The 17,254-nt window shown below is 70.8% G+C and carries 16 protein-coding genes and 2 pseudogenes; 8 read left to right on the forward strand and 10 right to left on the reverse strand.

Going from position 1 to position 17,254, the window contains the following annotated elements; all coding sequences use genetic code 11:
* Window positions 1-30 precede the first annotated feature (30 nt).
* Both F9278_RS20430 and F9278_RS20435 read left to right on the forward strand, forming a co-directional pair.
* Window positions 31-1,608, forward strand: coding sequence for a CehA/McbA family metallohydrolase (locus F9278_RS20430; protein ID WP_193242011.1), 1,578 nt, complete (start codon window positions 31-33; stop codon window positions 1,606-1,608).
* Window positions 1,609-1,747: 139 nt separating this feature from the next.
* On the forward strand, window positions 1,748-2,584 hold the full coding sequence (locus F9278_RS20435; RefSeq protein ID WP_152169651.1) for an SAM-dependent methyltransferase: 837 nt from the start codon (window positions 1,748-1,750) through the stop codon (window positions 2,582-2,584).
* A gap of 26 nt (window positions 2,585-2,610) precedes the next feature.
* On the opposite strand, the gene F9278_RS20440 is transcribed toward F9278_RS20435, so the two are convergent.
* Entirely contained in the window at window positions 2,611-3,594 is a 984-nt protein-coding gene (locus F9278_RS20440) for an endonuclease/exonuclease/phosphatase family protein (RefSeq protein ID WP_152169652.1), read from the reverse strand.
* Window positions 3,595-3,668: 74 nt separating this feature from the next.
* Between F9278_RS20440 and F9278_RS20445 the strand changes: the two genes are divergently transcribed.
* On the forward strand, window positions 3,669-4,082 hold the full coding sequence (locus F9278_RS20445) for a nitroreductase/quinone reductase family protein (RefSeq protein ID WP_152169653.1): 414 nt from the start codon (window positions 3,669-3,671) through the stop codon (window positions 4,080-4,082).
* Window positions 4,083-4,107: 25 nt separating this feature from the next.
* Here F9278_RS20445 and F9278_RS20450 read toward each other — a convergent pair whose 3' ends face one another.
* A complete protein-coding gene (locus F9278_RS20450) occupies window positions 4,108-4,356 on the reverse strand; it encodes a hypothetical protein (RefSeq protein WP_152169654.1) in 249 nt (82 codons plus the stop codon).
* A gap of 233 nt (window positions 4,357-4,589) precedes the next feature.
* Here F9278_RS20450 and F9278_RS47190 point away from each other — a divergent pair.
* Window positions 4,590-4,793 (forward strand): annotated as a pseudogene (locus tag F9278_RS47190) (hypothetical protein); the annotation flags it as partial.
* Window positions 4,771-5,208: an AAA family ATPase gene (locus F9278_RS20460; RefSeq protein ID WP_226966827.1), complete on the forward strand. Its 438-nt coding sequence runs from the start codon at window positions 4,771-4,773 to the stop codon at window positions 5,206-5,208. The pseudogene F9278_RS47190 and the gene F9278_RS20460, both read left to right, overlap by 23 nt.
* 18 nt (window positions 5,209-5,226) lie before the next feature.
* Here F9278_RS20460 and F9278_RS20465 read toward each other — a convergent pair whose 3' ends face one another.
* Both F9278_RS20465 and F9278_RS20470 read right to left on the reverse strand, forming a co-directional pair.
* The gene (locus F9278_RS20465) at window positions 5,227-5,805 is read right to left on the reverse strand and encodes a hypothetical protein (protein WP_152169655.1); all 579 of its coding nucleotides are present in this window, start codon (window positions 5,803-5,805) and stop codon (window positions 5,227-5,229) included.
* Between the two features lie 162 nt (window positions 5,806-5,967).
* Window positions 5,968-6,954, reverse strand: a complete 987-nt coding sequence (locus tag F9278_RS20470; protein ID WP_152169656.1) for a Vgb family protein — start codon at window positions 6,952-6,954, stop codon at window positions 5,968-5,970.
* A 206-nt stretch (window positions 6,955-7,160) separates the two neighbouring features.
* Between F9278_RS20470 and F9278_RS20475 the strand changes: the two genes are divergently transcribed.
* Window positions 7,161-7,901: a class I SAM-dependent methyltransferase gene (locus F9278_RS20475; RefSeq protein WP_152169657.1), complete on the forward strand. Its 741-nt coding sequence runs from the start codon at window positions 7,161-7,163 to the stop codon at window positions 7,899-7,901.
* Window positions 7,902-7,950: 49 nt separating this feature from the next.
* Complete coding sequence (locus F9278_RS20480; protein ID WP_152169658.1) at window positions 7,951-8,748, forward strand: alpha/beta fold hydrolase; 798 nt, start codon at window positions 7,951-7,953, stop codon at window positions 8,746-8,748.
* A gap of 189 nt (window positions 8,749-8,937) precedes the next feature.
* Here F9278_RS20480 and F9278_RS20485 read toward each other — a convergent pair whose 3' ends face one another.
* The 6 genes from F9278_RS20485 to F9278_RS20510 all read right to left on the reverse strand — a co-directional run bounded on the left by F9278_RS20485 (window position 8,938) and on the right by F9278_RS20510 (window position 16,672).
* Entirely contained in the window at window positions 8,938-10,404 is a 1,467-nt protein-coding gene (locus F9278_RS20485) for an aldehyde dehydrogenase family protein (RefSeq protein ID WP_152169659.1), read from the reverse strand.
* Complete coding sequence (locus tag F9278_RS20490) at window positions 10,401-12,161, reverse strand: N-acyl-D-amino-acid deacylase family protein (RefSeq protein WP_404818928.1); 1,761 nt, start codon at window positions 12,159-12,161, stop codon at window positions 10,401-10,403. The genes F9278_RS20485 and F9278_RS20490 overlap by 4 nt, the downstream gene beginning before the upstream one ends.
* A 105-nt stretch (window positions 12,162-12,266) precedes the next feature.
* Window positions 12,267-13,385 (reverse strand): LLM class flavin-dependent oxidoreductase, encoded by a 1,119-nt coding sequence (locus tag F9278_RS20495; RefSeq protein WP_152169661.1) that lies wholly within the window; start codon window positions 13,383-13,385, stop codon window positions 12,267-12,269.
* Window positions 13,386-13,509: 124 nt separating this feature from the next.
* Window positions 13,510-14,262 carry an SDR family NAD(P)-dependent oxidoreductase gene (locus F9278_RS20500; protein WP_152169662.1) on the reverse strand — a complete coding sequence of 251 codons (753 nt, stop codon included), beginning with the start codon at window positions 14,260-14,262 and terminating at the stop codon, window positions 13,510-13,512.
* Between the two features lie 535 nt (window positions 14,263-14,797).
* Window positions 14,798-15,688 carry a hypothetical protein gene (locus F9278_RS20505; protein WP_152169663.1) on the reverse strand — a complete coding sequence of 297 codons (891 nt, stop codon included), beginning with the start codon at window positions 15,686-15,688 and terminating at the stop codon, window positions 14,798-14,800.
* A gap of 348 nt (window positions 15,689-16,036) precedes the next feature.
* Complete coding sequence (locus tag F9278_RS20510; protein WP_404819019.1) at window positions 16,037-16,672, reverse strand: response regulator transcription factor; 636 nt, start codon at window positions 16,670-16,672, stop codon at window positions 16,037-16,039.
* Window positions 16,673-16,981: 309 nt separating this feature from the next.
* Here F9278_RS20510 and F9278_RS20515 point away from each other — a divergent pair.
* Window positions 16,982-17,239: pseudogene (locus F9278_RS20515) on the forward strand (hypothetical protein); the annotation flags it as partial.
* Window positions 17,240-17,254: the final 15 nt, after the last annotated feature.

Here is a 17,254-nt window from a genome sequence, read left to right on the forward strand (position 1 = left end):
TCACTCACGACCGACCTGGGGAGCAGCAGCATGTGCGACGACGATCACGGTGACGGGAACAGGAACGGGAACAGGAACGGACTCGGAAGGCGGGCGCTGTTCGTGACGTCGGCGACGGCGGCGCTTACGTTGGGAAGCGTGACCTTTGGGACGAGCGGCGCCGAGGCCGCGCACGGCGACCAGGAGACCAAGACCATCCGGGGGACCCTCCCCACCGGCTCCCCCGATTTCGTCTATCTGCCGGTCGAAGTACCGTCAGGGGTACGGGAGTTGAAGGTCTCGTACAGCTATGGAAGACCGACCGTCCCGGCCGGCACCGCGGGCAACGCGCTCGACATCGGTGTCTTCGACGAACGCGGCACGGAACTCGGCGGCAAGGGCTTCCGCGGCTGGTCGGGCGGCGCGCGCACGGAGTTCTTCCTCCGCGCGGACGAGGCGACGCCGGGTTACATCCCGGGCCCGGTGCGCCCCGGCACCTGGCACATCGCGCTGGGCCCGTACACGGTGGCGCCGGACGGACTGCCGTACGAGATCACGATCACTCTCACCTACGGTCGCCCGGCCACGGCGGTGAAGCCGGTGTATCCGCCGGAGCGGGCCAAGGGGCGGGGCCGGGCCTGGTACCGGGGCGACTGCCATCTGCACTCCTGGTACTCCGACGGCCGCCGTACGCTCGCCGAGCTGGCGGCGCTGGCCCGCGCGGCGGGGCTGGACTTCATCAACAGCTCGGAGCACAACACCCAGTCCGCGCACGCCCATTGGGCCGAGCACGCCGGCGACGACCTGCTGATCATGCTGGGCGAGGAGGTCACCACCCGCAACGGTCATGTGCTGGCGCTCGGGGTCGATCCGGGGACGTTCGTCGACTGGCGGTACCGGGCGCGGGACAACCGGTTCGGCAAGTACGCGCGGGAGATCCGGCGCGCCGGGGGCCTGGTCGTCCCGGCCCATCCGCACGCCACCTGCATCGGCTGCAACTGGAAGTTCGGCTTCGGCGAGGCGGACGCGGTGGAGGTGTGGAACGGGGCGTACTCGCCGGAGGACGAGGTGGCGCTCGCCGACTGGGACGGCATGCTCGTCGCGGCCGTGCGCGAGGGCCGCGAAGGCCGGGAGGGCCGTACGGGCCGCGCGGACTGGATTCCGGCGATGGGCAACAGCGACGCGCATCGCGACCCCGACCCCGTGGGCCGCCCCCAGACGGTCGTCCTCGCCGACGATCTGACCCGGGAGGCCATCCAGGAGGGGTTGCGGGCGGGCCGTTCGTACGTCGCCGAGTCCAAGGACGTGTCGGTGTCGTTCACGGCGTCCGGGGCGCGCGGCGAGCACGCGGGCATCGGGGAGCGGCTGCAGGTGGACGCGGACGCCGCCGTCACCGTCCGTCTGGAGGCGACGGGTTCCGCCGGCTGCGTCATCCGCTTCGTCACCGACCAGGGTGTCCTGTTCACCTCGGCGGAGATCCCGGCGTCGGGCACCGGCGCGGCCGAGTGGCGTACGACGGCCTCGTACGCGGCGTACGTCCGCGCGGAGGTCCGCCGGCCCCCGATCGTCCCGGGTTTCCCGGGCCCGCTGGCGGCCTTCACGAACCCGATCTTCCTCGGGCGACAGTAGACAGTAGACAGTAGTGACCTTGATGCCCGTAGGGGAACCCGCGTACGAAATAACTGTGTTGGGCCTTAGGTTTGGCTCGACACAGTACGTGCGTCTGTATGTGTGACGGCGCACCTGCACGGCGGAGGAGACCGCGCCCATGACCGACAACGCGACCGCACCCGACCCGGCGGCGGCTTCTGCGGCGAAGGAGAAGGTCGACACTTCGGTGCCCGCCTCCGCCCGCATCTGGAACTACTGGCTGGGCGGCAAGGACAACTACCCGGTGGACGAGGCGGCCGGCGACGCGTACGCCGGCGCCTTCCCCGGCATCGTCACCATCGCCCGCGGCAGCCGCGCGTATCTGCGGCGCAGCATCCGGCATCTGGTGGAGGTGGAGGGCGTCCGGCAGTTCCTGGACGTCGGCACCGGGCTGCCCACGGCCGACAACACCCACCAGGTCGCCCAGCGCAGCGCGCCGGAGGCACGGATCGTCTACGTCGACAACGACCCGATGGTCCTCGCGCACGCCCGCGCGCTGCTCTACTCCGCCCCCGAGGGCGCCACCGCGTACGTCGACGCCAGCCTCTACGACCCGGAGCGCATCCTGGAGGCGGCGGCCGGCACCCTGGACCTGTCGCGGCCGACCGCGCTGATCCTCAGCGGCATCCTGGGGCATGTCGGCGACTACGAGGAGGCCCGTGACATCGTCCGCCGCCTCCTCGCCGGTCTCCCCTCCGGCAGCTACCTCAACGTCAACGAGGGCTCCCGGGGCACCGACCCGGACTACGAGCGCGCCCAGGACGCCTACAACGAGACCGGCGCCGTCCCGTACTTCCTCCGCCCCATCGACCAGATCACCGGCTACTTCGACGGCCTCGACCTGGTCGACCCCGGCATCGTCTCCGTACCGCTGTGGCGCCCGGACCCGACGGACCCGGGCGAGCCGAAGCCGAAGCCGATCGGGCAGCACGGGGGGTTGGGCAGGAAGCCGTAGGGCAAGGGTGCCGGGGGACCAGGGTTTCAGTGAGCCTCGGTCCCCCCACCGGCCTCGTCCGCCTCACATATCCCATCCGCCCTATTCACCCTGTCCATCCCTTCCACCTCTTCCTTCCCATCCATCCCATCCATCCCGTCCATCCCGTCTGCCAGGTCGGCCACGACCGCCATGTGGTCGGAGGGCCACACGCCGTCGACGGGGGCGTCTCCCGCCCTGTGGACGGCGCGTACGTGGCCGAGTCCGCCGGGGCCCGGCGGCCCGACGTGGATGTAGTCGATGCGCGCCCTCGGCCCGAACGACTCGGCGACGTACGGGTTCGCGGGGTCCCAGGTGGCCGAGGGGGCGCCCGGTTCGGCGTACTCCCAGGCATCGAGGAAGCACTGCCCGGGTACGGCGGGCGCGGTCTTGTACCCGCCGAACAGCCGGACCTCGTCGGAGTCGGGCCAGGCGTTGAAGTCCCCGGTGATCACGGGTGGGTGGGCGCTTCGGCCCCGGTGGCGGGCGACGAACCCGGCCAGCGCGGTGACCTGGCGGCAGCGCAGCGCGGAGGCGTCGGGGGCGGAGCTGAGGTGGGTGGTGAAGAAGGGGACGGGCGCACCGGGCGCGTCGAGGAGGGCGTAGAGGGCGCCGCGTGTGCTGCCGCCGCTCTCCGCCGTGGGCGGTCCGCCATCCTCCTCCGTGGGCAGCCCGATGGCGTCCCGCTCCAGTACGGGCCACCGGCTCAGTACGGCGCTGCCTATCCCCACCCCCGGGTCGCCGATCCGCCGCCACCAGCGCGCGGCGTCGCCGTACTCGCCCCAGGCCCAGCACATTCCCAGCTCTCCGGCGAGCCACCCGGCGAGGTTTCCCGCGCCCTCCCGGCCGCCCCCGTTCTCGCCGTCGCGCTCCCAGACCTCCTGCAACCCGACCACGTCGGGCCGCAGTTCACGCAGTACGGCGAGGATCGCCTTCTGCCGCTCCTGCCACGGTCCGAACCGCCACCACAGGTTCCACGTCACGACCCGCACCGGTCGACCACCACCCTCACCGCGTACCCGATCCTGTAACCCGTACCTCCCACACCCCGAGGAGAACCAAGCCGATGTCCCGTGATGCGGACCCCGCCGGCCCCATGGACCTCAAACAACGTGTCGTCACGGCCTTCCAGCGCCATGTCGCCAACCCGGTGCTCCGCCGCGTGCCGTTCCAGACGGTTCTGGAGACCACCGGCCGCACCTCCGGCCTGCCCCGGCGCACGCCCATCGGCGGGCGCCGCGTGGGCGACACGTTCTGGCTGGTGTCCGAGTACGGCGAGAGGTCCCACTACATCCGCAACATCAAGGCCGACCCCTCGGTCCGCGTCCGCATCCGGGGCCGCTGGCACGAGGGCACGGCCCACCTCCTCCCCGACGACGACCCGATGGCCCGCCTGCGCACCCTGCCCCGCATGAACAGCACGGCGGTACGGGTACTGGGGTCACGGCTGCTGACGGTGCGGGTGGATCTGCGCGGCTAGGCAGACGGGAATTTCACGGCAGGACCTAGGGCGCCGGCTCGAACGTGAAGTAGATGCTCAGCGTGTACGGCTCATCCTCGTCGTGCGCGAAGTCCCAGGACACGTCCACCAGGAAGACATCGTGCTCCCCCACCCACTCATGGGCCTTCCTGAAGGCCTCCGCGGCGGTGGTGGCCGGGAAGAGCTTTCTGGCCATGGGGTGCACCTGACTCTCGGCGTCCGAGTCGTCGAAGCCCTTCGGGACGGCCAGGCAGAGATCGGGGTCGAGTTCCATGGACTGCGCCCTTCCGGTAGGTCGGTGACGCCCGGTAAGACTGCGGCGCCCCCTGGAGGGGTTGCCTCACTCCGCTACGGTTCCGCAGCCGGTGCCTTCCCCTGGGCTCACCGGTCACGCGATGATGTCGGGATGCGGGATGGATGGCGTGTTGGGTGCGTTGGGAGCATTGAGCGCATTGAGCGCATTGGGCGCATTGAGCGCATCGAACATGTCGTCGGGCAGGCATCGGGATGAGCCGCCCTCTTCTCTACCTCGACGTGGACGGGCCGTTGAACCCGTACGCCGCGAAGCCGACGCGGCGGCCGGACGGTTGCACGACGCACCGGATGAAGCCGCGGGGGTGGATCGCCCAGCATCCGGGACAGCCCGCCGCGTACGTCAAGCCGTTGCGGGTCTGGCTCAACCCGGACCATGGGCGCCAACTGCTGGCGCTGGACCGGGGACTTCCAGGATCTGCGGCTGTGGCGGCGGCAGGTGGCCGAGATGCTGGTGGGCCTGGTGGAGGAGTACCGGCGGCCGGTGCTCGTGCCGATGACCCTGGTGAACCCCGCCTATGTGGCTGAGGTGTTCGGCGCAATCGGCGCCGCCGGTATTCCGCTCCACCACTTCTTCCTGAAGGTCCCCGAGGACGTACTGACCGCCCGCATCGACGCCCGTAGCTTCACCCCGGACGACCCCGAGCGGGACGCGCGGGTCCGCCGGTGGTGCAAGGAGCGCGTCGCGGCGTGCACGGCCGCGGTCGACACCCTGCCCGCCGACACGGTGTTCCTGGACGGCGAGACGGGGCCGGGTGAGCTGGCGGAGGCGGTGCGGCGGCGGGTGACGGCAGGTGGCAAGGTGACGGCGTGAGCCGTCCGGCGTCGGCGCCTAGTCGTCGGGGTCCTGCTCGCTCGGCTCGCCGCGGCCGATCGACAGGGACCACTGGACACCCGTGGAGGCGGTGACGGAGACGGTGCCCGCGCGCTCCGTGCCGTCCATGGTGAACTCGTTGTTGATGCTGGTCACTTCGCCGTCCAGGCAGTCCATGGGGAAGGAGGCGGCGAGCGGACGGAGGGCGACCTCGATCGTGCCCTCGCCCTCACAGCTCACCGCGACGCTGAGGGTCTTGCCGTCCCCCTTCCTCGCCGCGTCGAACTCCAGGTGCGCGCTGTTCCGCGTCCGGTCCTGGCGCAGAACGACACGGTCGGCAAAGGGATCTGGGGCACGCTTCGCCAGCTCACGAGGCGTGTCCGTCTCGTCCTCGGTGTCGGTGGTGTTCTCCGTGTCGTCCGTCTCCGCCGCCGGGGTCGCCTTCGCCGGTCGTTCGGGGTGGCGCGTCTGCGCGCTCGTGTCACCGCCGGGCTCGGACGAGCACGCGGTCGTGGAGAGGAGCACGGCCGCGGACAGCAGCGTCAGGGCGGTGAGCGTGCGGCGTGACCTGGGTGAGGCCAGCGAGATGCGTGACATGAACGACCCCCGTCAGTCGGCCCGTTGGTGGCGGGCGAGATCGTGATCGTGGCACCGGGGCGAGAACGGCGACAAGGCGAGAACGCGGGTTCAGAGGATGATCTGAGGTTGGCGACCCGCAGACGGCAGAAGACAGACGGCAGACGGCAGACGGCAGACGGCTCACCCCTCCGCGCGGCCGGTGGTCACGGCCGTCACGCGGGCCACCGACCCGCGCTCCAGGGCCGTCCACAGTGAACCGTCCGGGCCCAGGGTGATGCCGTGGGGCTCGGAGGACGGGGTCGGGAGATCGTGTTCGTGGAGGGTGTGGTGACGGCCGTCGAAGGTGATACGGCCCACGCGATTCGCACCCCACTCGGTGAACCAACAACCGCCGTCCGCCTCCGCGTCGGCCGTGATGGCGTGCGGGCGGCACTCCCGGTCCGGGAGGGAGAACTCGTCGATCCTCCCGTCCACCGTGATCCGCCCGATCCGGCCCGCCCCGATCTCGACGAACCACAAGGCCCCGTCACCACCGGCCGTGATGCCCACGGGCGCGGCCCCCGGCGTCGGCAGCGCGTGGACCGTGACCTCCCCAGCCGGCGTGACGGCGCCGATCGCGTCCGCCTGGTTCATCGTGAACCACAGCCGGCCGTCCGGTCCGGCGGCGATCGCCGACGGGAACGCCCCGGCGACCGGGAGCGGGAGCGGGAGCGGGAACTCGTCGATCTCCCCGTCCACCGTGATCCGCCCGATCCGGTCCGCCCGCGCCTCCGTGAACCACAGCGCGCCGTCCGGCCCGGCCGTGATCCCGAACGGCCCCGCGTCCGGCGTCGGCAGCCCGAAGGACGTGACCTCCCCGGCCGTATCGATCCGCCCGATCCGATGCCCCCGGAACTCCGTGAACCAGAGGGCGTCGTCCGGCCCGGCCGTGATGACCGACGGTCCGCCGGTGGTCGAGGGGAGTGCGTACGAGGTGGTCTCACCGTCGGGCGTGAGCCTGCCGATGCGCCCGGCGTGGACCAGCGTGAACCACAGCGCGCCGTCCGGCCCGGCGGTGATCCCGTACGGCCCGGCCTCGGCGTCGGAGACGGTGAACTCCGTGATGGATACGGTCGTCGGGCGAGGCGGCGGAGAAGGCCGGGAGGGCCGGGAGGGCCGGGAGGGCATGGGTTCGAGTTCCTCGGTCAGCGGTCATCGGGCATCGGGCATCGGTCATCGGGCGGTGGACAGCAGGCGGTGGACAGCAGGCGGTGGTCGATGGACACGTTTCCAGACGACTTGTGTCGTGTCGCCTGAATTCCTGGCGGGGGGGGAGGGCGGAGAGGGACGGGTGCGGGATGGGCGGGGAGTGCCGCCGCGTCTACCTTGGCCGTATGGCTGACGAGATCTTCCGTGACCGGCGGCTGGCCGAGTTGTACGACCCGCTCGACCCCGACCGTGGCGACCTGGACGCCTACCTCCTGCTCGTGGAGGAGTTCGGCGCGCGGAGTGTGCTGGACATCGGGTGCGGTACGGGCGTGTTCGCGCTGCTGCTGGCGGAGCGCGGGGTGGAGGTCGTCGGGGTCGACCCGGCCGGCGCCTCCCTCGACGTCGCGCGGGGCAGACCGGGGGCGGACCGGGTCCGTTGGATCCACGGCGACGCGACGGCCCTGCCACCGCTCCGGACCGACCTCGTCACCATGACGGCCAACGTGGCGCAGGCGATCGTGGACCCCGAGGTGTGGCGGCGGACGCTCGCGGGTGCCTACGAGGCCCTGCGGCCGGGCGGCCACCTGGTCTTCGAGACCCGCGACCCGGCCCGGCGGGCCTGGGAGGCGTGGAACCGGGAGGACTCGTACACGGTCACCACCGACGTACCCGGGGTCGGCACGGTCGAGAGCTGGGTCGAACTGATCGACGTCACAGGCCAGTTGGTGACGTTCCGCTGGCACTACGCCTTCGAGGGCCGGCAGGACGGCGCGCTCACCTCCGACTCCACCCTCAGATTCCGTGGGCGGGAGGAGATCGAGGCGGATCTGCGCGCGCGGGGGTACGTACTGGAGGACGTCCGGGACGCCCCCGACCGCCCGGGGCGGGAGTTCGTCTTCGTGGCGTGTCGGCCATCGGCGTTTTGACCTGTTCAGCCCTTTTCGCCGCCTCCGTGCGGCGGGCAGAGTCAGCGCCATGGAGTGCATGGTGCGGGTCGAGGGCGGCGAGGTCTGGGCGGACGACACGGGCGTGGTGCCGGGGCCGGGGGCGGAGGGGCCGCCGTTGGTGCTGTTGCACCCGGGCGTCGGCGACTCGCGCATCTGGGACCGGGTGGTGTCCGGCGGTCTGGACGCCCGGTACCGGGTGATCCGGTACGACGCCCGGGGCTTCGGCAGATCACCGAAGCCGGGGACGTCGTACACCCAGACCCGCGACCTCCGGGCGGTCCTGGACCACTTCGGCGTCCCCCGCGCGGTGCTCGTCGGATCGAGCATGGGCGGCTCGACCGCGATCGGCTTCACCCTGGAGGAACCCGCGCGGGTGGCGGCGCTCGGGCTGGTCGTACCGGGGGTCAGCGGCTATCCGGGCCTGGATTCGGCGGAGTTGACGGAACGGATCGGGCAGCTCGCGAAGGCGGGTGACATGGACGGCCTGGTCGCTCTCGCCCTGGGCATGTGGGGCGCGGCGGGGCCGTCCCCCGACACCGAGGCCGAGGAGGCGCTGCGGGCGGCGATCCCCGCGTGGTTCACGACGTACGGCCACGACACCCCGCCGCCCCCGGCCTTCGACCGCCTCGGCGAGATCGCCCTCCCCACCGCCCTCCTCCTCGGCGAGAAGGACCAGCCCGAGGTCGTCAGGTCCAACGAGGAGATCGCCTCCCGCATCCCCGGCTGCCACCTCGTCCGCCTCCCGTCCTGCGACCACTTCCCGACCCTCCGGGACCCCGACGCCGTACGGGAGTTCATCGAGGAGTTGTACGAGCGGGCGGGTTGAGGCGAGCGGCACTGCCCGGATGCTGCGAGCGGCACTGCCCGGATACCGCGCCGGCAGATGCTCGCCGAGGAGTTGGAGAGGTCCGCCCAGGTGCGGGCCGAGGCCGGGATCACGTCGCTCTCGGCGGAACCCGCCGAGAGGACGATGGGACCGCCCCGCCTCCTCACCCCCGTCCCTCGCCCCGCCCCCTCACCCCGGCCAGACGATCGCCTGTACCTCGCTGTACGCGTGCAGCGCGTACGAGCCCACGTCCCGGCCCACCCCGCTCTGTTTGAAGCCGCCGAACGGGGCCTCCATGTTGCGGCCGACCGTGTTCACGCCCACACCCCCGGCCCGGAGGCGGCGGGCGACGCGGAACGCTCTGGCCACGTCCCCGGACCAGACGTAGTCGATGAGGCCGTAGTCGCTGTCGTTGGCGAGGGTGACGGCCTCGTCCTCGTCGTCGAAGGGGAGGACGACGACGACCGGGCCGAAGATCTCCTCGCGGACGACCCGCATGTCGGGGGTGCAGTCCGCCAGCAGGGTGGGGGCGACGTAGAAACCCCGTTCGTACGGCGGCCGTTCACCGCCGGTCACCACCCGCGCCCCTTCCTTGCGGCCCAGTTGGACGTACGACTCGACGCGGTCCCGGTGGGCCGCCGAGATCACCGGGCCCACCACGGTGCCCCGGTCCCGGGGGTCGCCCACGGTCAACCGGGCGGCGTACGCGGCCAGTTGGGTCACCAGGCGGTCGTAGACGCCCCGTTGCGCGACGACCCGGGTCGGGGCCGTGCAGATCTGTCCGCTGTAGAAGGTGAACGTGGTGGCGATGCCGGCCACCGCCGCGCCCACGTCCGCGTCGTCGAAGACGATCGCCGCGCCCTTCCCGCCCAGTTCCATCAGCTGGCGCTTCATGCCGCGCCCGCACACCTCCGCGATCCGCCGGCCGACCGCCGTCGAACCGGTGAAGCTCACCATGTCGACGTCCGGGGAGTCGACGGCCGCCTCGCCGACGGCCGCGCCCGACCCGCTCACCACGTTCACCACACCCGGCGGAACACCGGCGGCCTCCAGGGCCTCCGCCATGCGGTAGACGGAGAGCGGGTCCTGCGGGGCCGGTTTCACGACCACCGTGTTGCCCATGGCCAGCGCGGGGGCGATCTTGCCCGCCGGGTTGGCCCAGGGGTTGTTGTACGAGGTGACGCAGGTGACCACGCCGACGGGCTGACGGACGGCCAGGGCGCCCATCACGGCGGCTTTGCCGAAGGGGCCCGCCTCGTTGATCTGGGGTGCGATCGGCTCCTCCACCGGCTCCACCCGGGCGTACCGCTGGAAACGGGCCGCGCCCACCCCCACCTGCATCCCCCGCGCCGTACCGGTCGTCGCCCCGCTCTCGGCCTGGGCGAGTTCGGCGTACGGGACGAGGTCGCGGCGGATCAGCTCCGCCGTGCGGGCCAGGACGGCCGCCCGTTCGGCGGCCGGGGTCCGCGACCACGGGCCGAAGGCCTCGCGTGCGGCGGCGGCGGCCTCGTGCACCTGGTCCCGCGAGGCCTCCGGCGCCCGCCCGACGACACCCTCGGTCGCCGGGTCGATCACCTCGTAGTGCCCGCCGTCGGGCTCGACCCAGGAGCCGCCGATGAACAGCCGCCCCCCGTCCTCGGACCCCGCACGGCTCACCTCGTGCTCACCGTCCGCGTGTCCCGCCCGCTGCGCAGCACCTTCCCGGGCACGGCCCCGGTCACCACGTCGTCGCGGATCGCCTCGACGCCGTTGACCCAGACGGCCCGTACGCCGATCGCGCGGGAGTCCAGGCGCGGACTGTCGCCCGGCAGGTCGTGCACCAGGGTGGCCTTGCCGGCGTCGACGCGCTCCGGGTCGAGGAGGACGAGGTCGGCATGCCAGCCCTCCCGCACCTGCCCGCGTTCCCGCAGCCCGAAGAGGCGGGCCGGGTCGTCGGTCAGCATCTTCACGGCCTGTTCGAGCCCGACCAGCTTCCGGCCGCGCAGACAGTCCCCGAGGAACCGGGTGGTGTACGGGGCGCCGCACATCCGGTCCAGATGGGCGCCCGCGTCGGAGCCGCCGAGGAGGACGTCCTCGTGCCGCCAGGTCTCGGCGCGCAGGGTCCAGGAGCCGGGGTCGTTGTCGGTCGGCATGGGCCACAGGACCGTACGGAGGTTGTCGGCGGCGCAGATCTCCACCAGGCACTCGAACGGTTCCTGCCCGCGCTCGGCCGCGATGTCCTTGACGACCCGCCCGGTGAGGCCCTCGTTCGCCTCGCTGTAGGTGTCGCCGATGACGTACCGGCCGAAGTTGGCGAGCCGCCGGAAGACGCCCGCCTCCTTGGAGTCCGCGCGGCGCAGCATCTCGGCCCGTACGTCCGGGTCGCGCAGGCGCTCGATCCGCTCGGGTACGGGCAGGCCCAGGATCGGGCCCCAGCCCGGGATCAGGTTCAGCGCGCAGAACGTCCCCAGGGACATGTTCATCGGCGTGAGGATCGGCATCGTCAGGGCGACGACCCGGCCCCCGGCCTTCCGTGCCCGCTCGCTCGCCTCCAGCTGCCTCGGCACACGCTCGGGCACGGCGGAGTCGATGGTGAGGACGTTCCAGTTCAGGGGGCGCCCGGCCACCGCGCTCATCTCGACGAAGAGATCGATCTCGTCGTCACTGAACTGGTCCAGGCACCCGGCCACGATCGCCTCGATCTGGGTGCCCTCGTGCTCGCCCACCGCCCTTGACAGCGCGATCAGTTCGGCGGGCTCGGCGTGCCGGGACGCGACCGGCCGACCGTCGCCGTCGCTGTGTGTCGAGGACTGAGTGGTGGACAACCCCCACGCCCCCGCCTCCATCGCCTCGTGGAACAGCCGGAGCATCGCGTCGAGTTGCTCCCCGGTCGGCTGCCCGCCGATGGCGTCCGGGCCCATGACGTACCGCCGGAGCGCGCAATGCCCCACCATGAAGCCCGCGTTGACGGCTATCCGGCCTTCGAGGGCGTCCAGATACTCCCCGAAGCCGTTCCAGCTCCAGGGCGCCCCCTCCTCCAGCGCGACCAGCGACATCCCCTCGACCTTGGACATCATCCGCCGCGTGTAGTCCGCGTCCTCGGGACGGTCGGGGTTGAGCGGCGCGAGCGTGAAACCACAGTTCCCGCCGGCGACGGTCGTCACCCCGTGATTGAGGGACGGCGTCGCGTACGGGTCCCAGAACAGCTGGGCGTCGTAGTGGGTGTGGGGGTCCACGAAGCCGGGCGCGAGGACGAGCCCGGCCGCGTCCTCGGACGTACGCGCCTCTTCGGTGACGGTCCCGATGACGGCGATCCGTCCGTCCCGTATCCCGACGTCGGCCGTGTACGCGGGCGCACCTGTCCCATCAACGACCGTCACACCTTTGATGACGTGGTCGAGCACGACTCGCTCCTTCCGAGTGCCTGGTGGCATTGGGGTGCCCGGACGCCTTTTTTGGGGGCGCGGGGCTGTGTCACTTCGCGGCTCCGCCGCGTGGGCGCGAGCAACCACGACGAACCCGCAGCCGCCGACCGAACCTCACCCCGCCGCCCGGAACCGCGAAGTCCGATGCACAGGATCCGTATCGATCTTCGGAATCACGTGCTCCCCGACGAGCCGGATCGTCTGCAGGGTCTCCTCCTTCGGCACGCCCACCGGCAGCCCGAAGCTCAGCTGGTCCGCCCCGGCCTGCTCCCACCGCTTGCACTGCCGGACCACCTCGTCGGGGTCCCCGCAGATCAACAGCTCTTCCTCGATGAGCAGTTCGATGAACTCCTCGTTGTACTCGGGCAGCGTCTCGGGCCACACGGGGAACCCGTCCGGCCGGGGGAACGTGTCGTGGTAGCGGAAGACGAGCGACGGCAGGTAGTGCAGCCCGCCGTTGACCGCGATCCGGATCGCCTCGTCGTGGGTGGGCGCGCAGATCGCGGTCGTCGTCACCATCACGTTGTCGTTGACGAAGTCACCGATGGGCTCGGCGTCGACGATCGCCGTCTTGTACTTCTCCAGCACCCATTCCATGTCGGAGACCTTCTGCACACTGAAGCCGAGGACCCCGAGCCCCTTGCGCGCGGCCATGGAGTACGACGGCGGCGACCCGGCGGCGTACCACATCGCGGGGTGCGACTTCCCGTACGGCTTGGGCAGGATCTTGCGGGGCGGCAGGGACCAGTGCTTGCCCTGGAAGCCGACGTACTCGTCCTGGAGCCACATCTTGGGGAACTCGGCGATGGTCTCTTCCCAGATCTCCTTGGTGTGGTTCATGTCGGTCACCCCGGGGATGAAGCCGAGGATCTCGTGCGAACCGGCCCCGCGCCCGCTGCCGAACTCGAAGCGGCCCTCGGTGAGATGGTCGAGCATGGTCACCTTCTCGGCGACCTTCACGGGGTGGTTGACCTGGGCGAGCGGGTTGAAGATGCCGGAGCCTAGATGGATCCGGTCGGTGGCGTGCGCCAAGTACCCCAGGAACACGTCGTTGGCCGACAGATGGGAGTACTCCTCCAGGAAGTGGTGCTCGGAGGCCCACGCGTACTTGAAGCCGGACTTGTCCGCCTGGATGACGTACTCGGTCTCCTCCATCAGCGCCTTGTGCTCCGCGAGCGGGTCGGTCTCGGCCCGCTTACCCACGTATCCCTGTACAAAGAGCCCGAATTCCAAGGAGGTTCACCGTCCCACGGTCAGGTCCTCTGATTCTCTGACTGTCCGTCAGATCTCGATACGGCCGACTGTTCCACCGGCCCCGTGGAGCGTCAATAGCTGACGTGCCGTCAGATCAGTACTCTCAGAGACTCACCCCGGCCAGCCAGCCCCCGTCGATCACGAACGGCTGCCCGGTGATGTAGGAGGAGTCCTCGCAGGAGAGGAAGAGGGCGAGCCGGGCGACCTCCTCGGCGCGGCCGATCCGGCCGAGCGGGACGCGCTTGCGGTAGAGCTTGGCGACGGCCTCGGCGGTCGCCTCGTCGCCCGGGTCGGTCATCGCGGTGTCGATGGAGCCGGGGCAGACCGCGTTGACCCGGATGCCCTTGCGGGCCAGCTCCAGCGCGGCGACCCGGGTGAGCCCGACGATCGCGTGCTTGGTGGCGGCGTACGCGCCGACGTACGCCATCCCCGTCATCCCCGTGTACGAGGCGGTGTTGACGATGGTGCCGCCGCCGGCCGCCTCGATCTCGGGGGCGAGGGTCTTGACGCCGAGGAAGACGCCGACCTGGTTGACCCGCACCACCTGCATGAACTCGTCGAGCGGGGTGTCGACAAGGGAGTTGAAGCGCAGCACGCCCGCGTTGTTGACGAGGCCGTCGACCCGGCCGTACGCGTTCTTGGCGGCGGCCACGGCGGCGGTCCAGTCCTCCTCGCGGCTCACGTCCAGATGGACGTAGAGCGCGCCGATCTCCTTGGCGAGGGCCTCCCCCAGGTCGTCGAGGACATCGGCGACGACGACCTCGGCCCCCTCCGCCCGGAACAGGCGGGCCTCCTGCTCCCCCTGGCCGCGCGCGGCGCCTGTGACGAGGACGACACGTCCGTCGAGCTTGCCCATGTGGACTCCCTTCGCGGTGCGTTGGCCGAGGCAAGCGTAACGCCGTATCTGATGGATCGTCAGATAGGTGCTCTCCACGACTTGGCATCCGCGCCTGCGACGCGAAGGGAGCCGAAAAGCGAGGGACGGGAGGAGAGAGGAGAGAGAGGAGAGAGGAGAGAGGAGAGAGGTGGGGGCGAGGGAAGGGACGCAAGAGGCGGGAGGGAAGGGGCCAGGGGGCAAGGGCCGGGGGGCAAGGGCCGGGGGGGCAAGGGCAGAAGACCGGCGGCGAGGGGCAGAAGGCCGGCGGCGAGGGGCACGAGGCCGGTCTGCGCGATCCTCGGTCGCGGCGTGGCCGCGGCCCGGCGGTGCTCCGCATCGCTCGGCGGCGCGGAGCCGTGATCCGACTGTGGGGGTCCTCAGCGAGGACCCCCACAGTCGACGGACCCGCTCACCACCCGCGGCGGGGAGAGCTGCCGCACTCGCGTCCGCGTCCGGGACGCACTGCCACGGATGTCCGACCTGCCGCGGACACCGATGGCCGTCGGCGGTCCGCTCAGGCGCAGTCCTCGTCCGTGACGGGCCGGTCGTCCGCACGGATCGCACCGGCGGGGACTCCGTTCTTGTCCAGCACGTCGGCCGTCGCGGTCATGGTGAAACCGGACGAGGTGATGCGGGTGCTGCCGTTGTCCCGCCAACCGTTCTGATCCGTGACCCCGTCGGGGGTGATGAGGGTGACGTTCTCCAGGACCGCGACCGGGGTGCTGGTGACGGTGCGCAGCGCCGGTAGCCGTTCGAGGAACCCGACGGTACGCGGCGGTACGTCGATCTTGTCCAGCTTGCTCTTGGTGACCTCCTCGCCGAAGGACCATTCGGTGGTCAGTTCGGCTCCGCCGCCGATCGAGAAGACGTCCTTGACGATGCTGAGGTTGAAGCCGACACCGACGGTGACACTGTGGGTCACGCTGCTGCTGGTCGTGAGGCTGTGGGTGATCTCCTGACCGGCCTGGACGGAGTCACCGCAGTTGATGATCAGATCGGAGGCGTCGGTGGCGGCGCCCACCGAGTCCTTCACGGAGGTCGCCGGGTACTCGCAGTGCGCGGCGACGCGGGCGAGCGGCGGCGTGCCCGCGGGGGTCTTGCCCGGATCGCCGACACCGTTCGTCTCGTCCGGCGACACCTCGCCGGTGTCCAGGTTGATGAAGAAATTGCCGACGTCCTGGAAGGGCCTGTCCGAGGTCGGCCCCGGGCAGATGGCCGCCATCAGCTTGTCGGTGTCGAAGGTCTCGGCGCCCTTGAGTTGGAACGGCGTGGAAGCCGGTGCGGGTACGAGGGCTGCCATCGCGGCCGGAACGGCGATCACGCCGCCCGCGACAGCGATTACCGAACCGAGGCTGATCGCGACGACCCTGGAACGCTTCTTATTACGGCCATGTCCTGCGGGCACGAGCTCGCCCTCCTTGGAGGTCGGGGGGATCATTTTCTTACCCCATTCTCACCAGGAATGACGGCATGCCGACAGGGTCAAATATCCCGGCTCATGAATCCCTCCGGTAGATCCCACTCCCTCATCAGCAGTCTGAGCTGCATTGATTCGCCATCGACGTCCACATCTTCCCCTGCAGCCCGCCACCGAGCGCACATGGAAAAGCAACACCGAATAAGCCCCCTCGCATTTGCGTGGAGGCTTTTCAGCCACTGCCCGATTTACCGTCGGATTACTCCGTCACATTCCTCCGTCGCACTCCTCCGTCACATTCCTCCGTCGCACTCCTCCGTAGGATTAATACCGCGATCAGACGCGAACCCCGGGGGTTGTCGCCCCGAGCCAGCGCAGGACGGCCTCCGTGCCTCCGCGGGCGTCGAGCTTGGCGTAGATGTTGCTGAGGTTGTTGCGGACGGTCTTCTCGCTGAGCCGCAGCCGCAGTCCGATCTCCTGGGCGCCGAGGCCGGTGGAGAGCAGTTCCATGATCTGGCGTTCACGCGGGGAGAGCAGGGAGCGCAGCCGCTCTCTCGCCTCCTCCTCGCCCGGCATCGATCTGGCCGCGTCCCGGAGGGCGGCGCAGGCGGCGGGCGAGAGATAGGTGTGGCCGACCGTGGCGGCCACGACCGCCGAGGAGAGCATGCAGGTGCAGTAGTCGCCCTCGACCAGGTAGCCCGCCCCGCCCCGGAACACCTCCACCACCGTCTCGGTGTCCCGCCGGGGGCTGACGACGATCACCGGGGCGCTCATGGAACCCATGGACTTCAGCAGCGCCGCGAAGGACACCGACGGGTCCTCGCAGCGCAGGACCACGACGTCCACCTCGGTCTCGGGGAGCGTGCGGTACGGCGGCGGGACGTGCAGGGCGCTGCCGACGTACTGGTCGTCGGGGGTCGGCCAGTCGTCGTGCGGCCACTGCCCCTCGGGGCAGGCGAGCGCGACGGACAGCCCCTGAGCCTGGCTCTGACGGGACTGCGCCGGTACGCGGGGCTGGTGCGCGGGGACACGGGAGGGACGTGCGGGAACAGCCGAAACGGTGGTGCCTGCGTGCTGGGACGTTCTGACGTGCCGGGGGGATCGCACCTCGTGGGTCCTTCCGCCGAAGCCATGACTCCCTTACATACGTGACTCCGGCGTAAGTTGTTCGAAGTTTCAATAACCAAGACCGGGTCCGCCGTTCTCAGGAGTCACGGTGCTCACGAAGATCGCAGAGATCACGGAGATCACGGAGGTCACGGAGGTCACGGAGGCCCCGCCATGAGTTCACATCAACTCACCGCTTCCTACGACGAGTTCGTCGGGCGCGCCGCCGCGGACCCGGCGGTCGTCGGCCTGGTCCTCAAGGGCTCGCAGGCCCACGAGGGCATGCCCACCGCCCACTCGGACCATGACCTGTACGTCGTCCTCGCCGATGACGCGACGACCGGACTCGCCCGGTTCGCGGGGTACCGCACCCCGGAACTCGACCTTGTCCCCCTGCCCGGCTGGGACACCCCCGCCCTCCTGGACGCGCGGGGAGAGGACCTGCAC

This window comes from Streptomyces phaeolivaceus (assembly GCF_009184865.1).
Lineage (GTDB): Bacteria > Actinomycetota > Actinomycetes > Streptomycetales > Streptomycetaceae > Streptomyces > Streptomyces phaeolivaceus.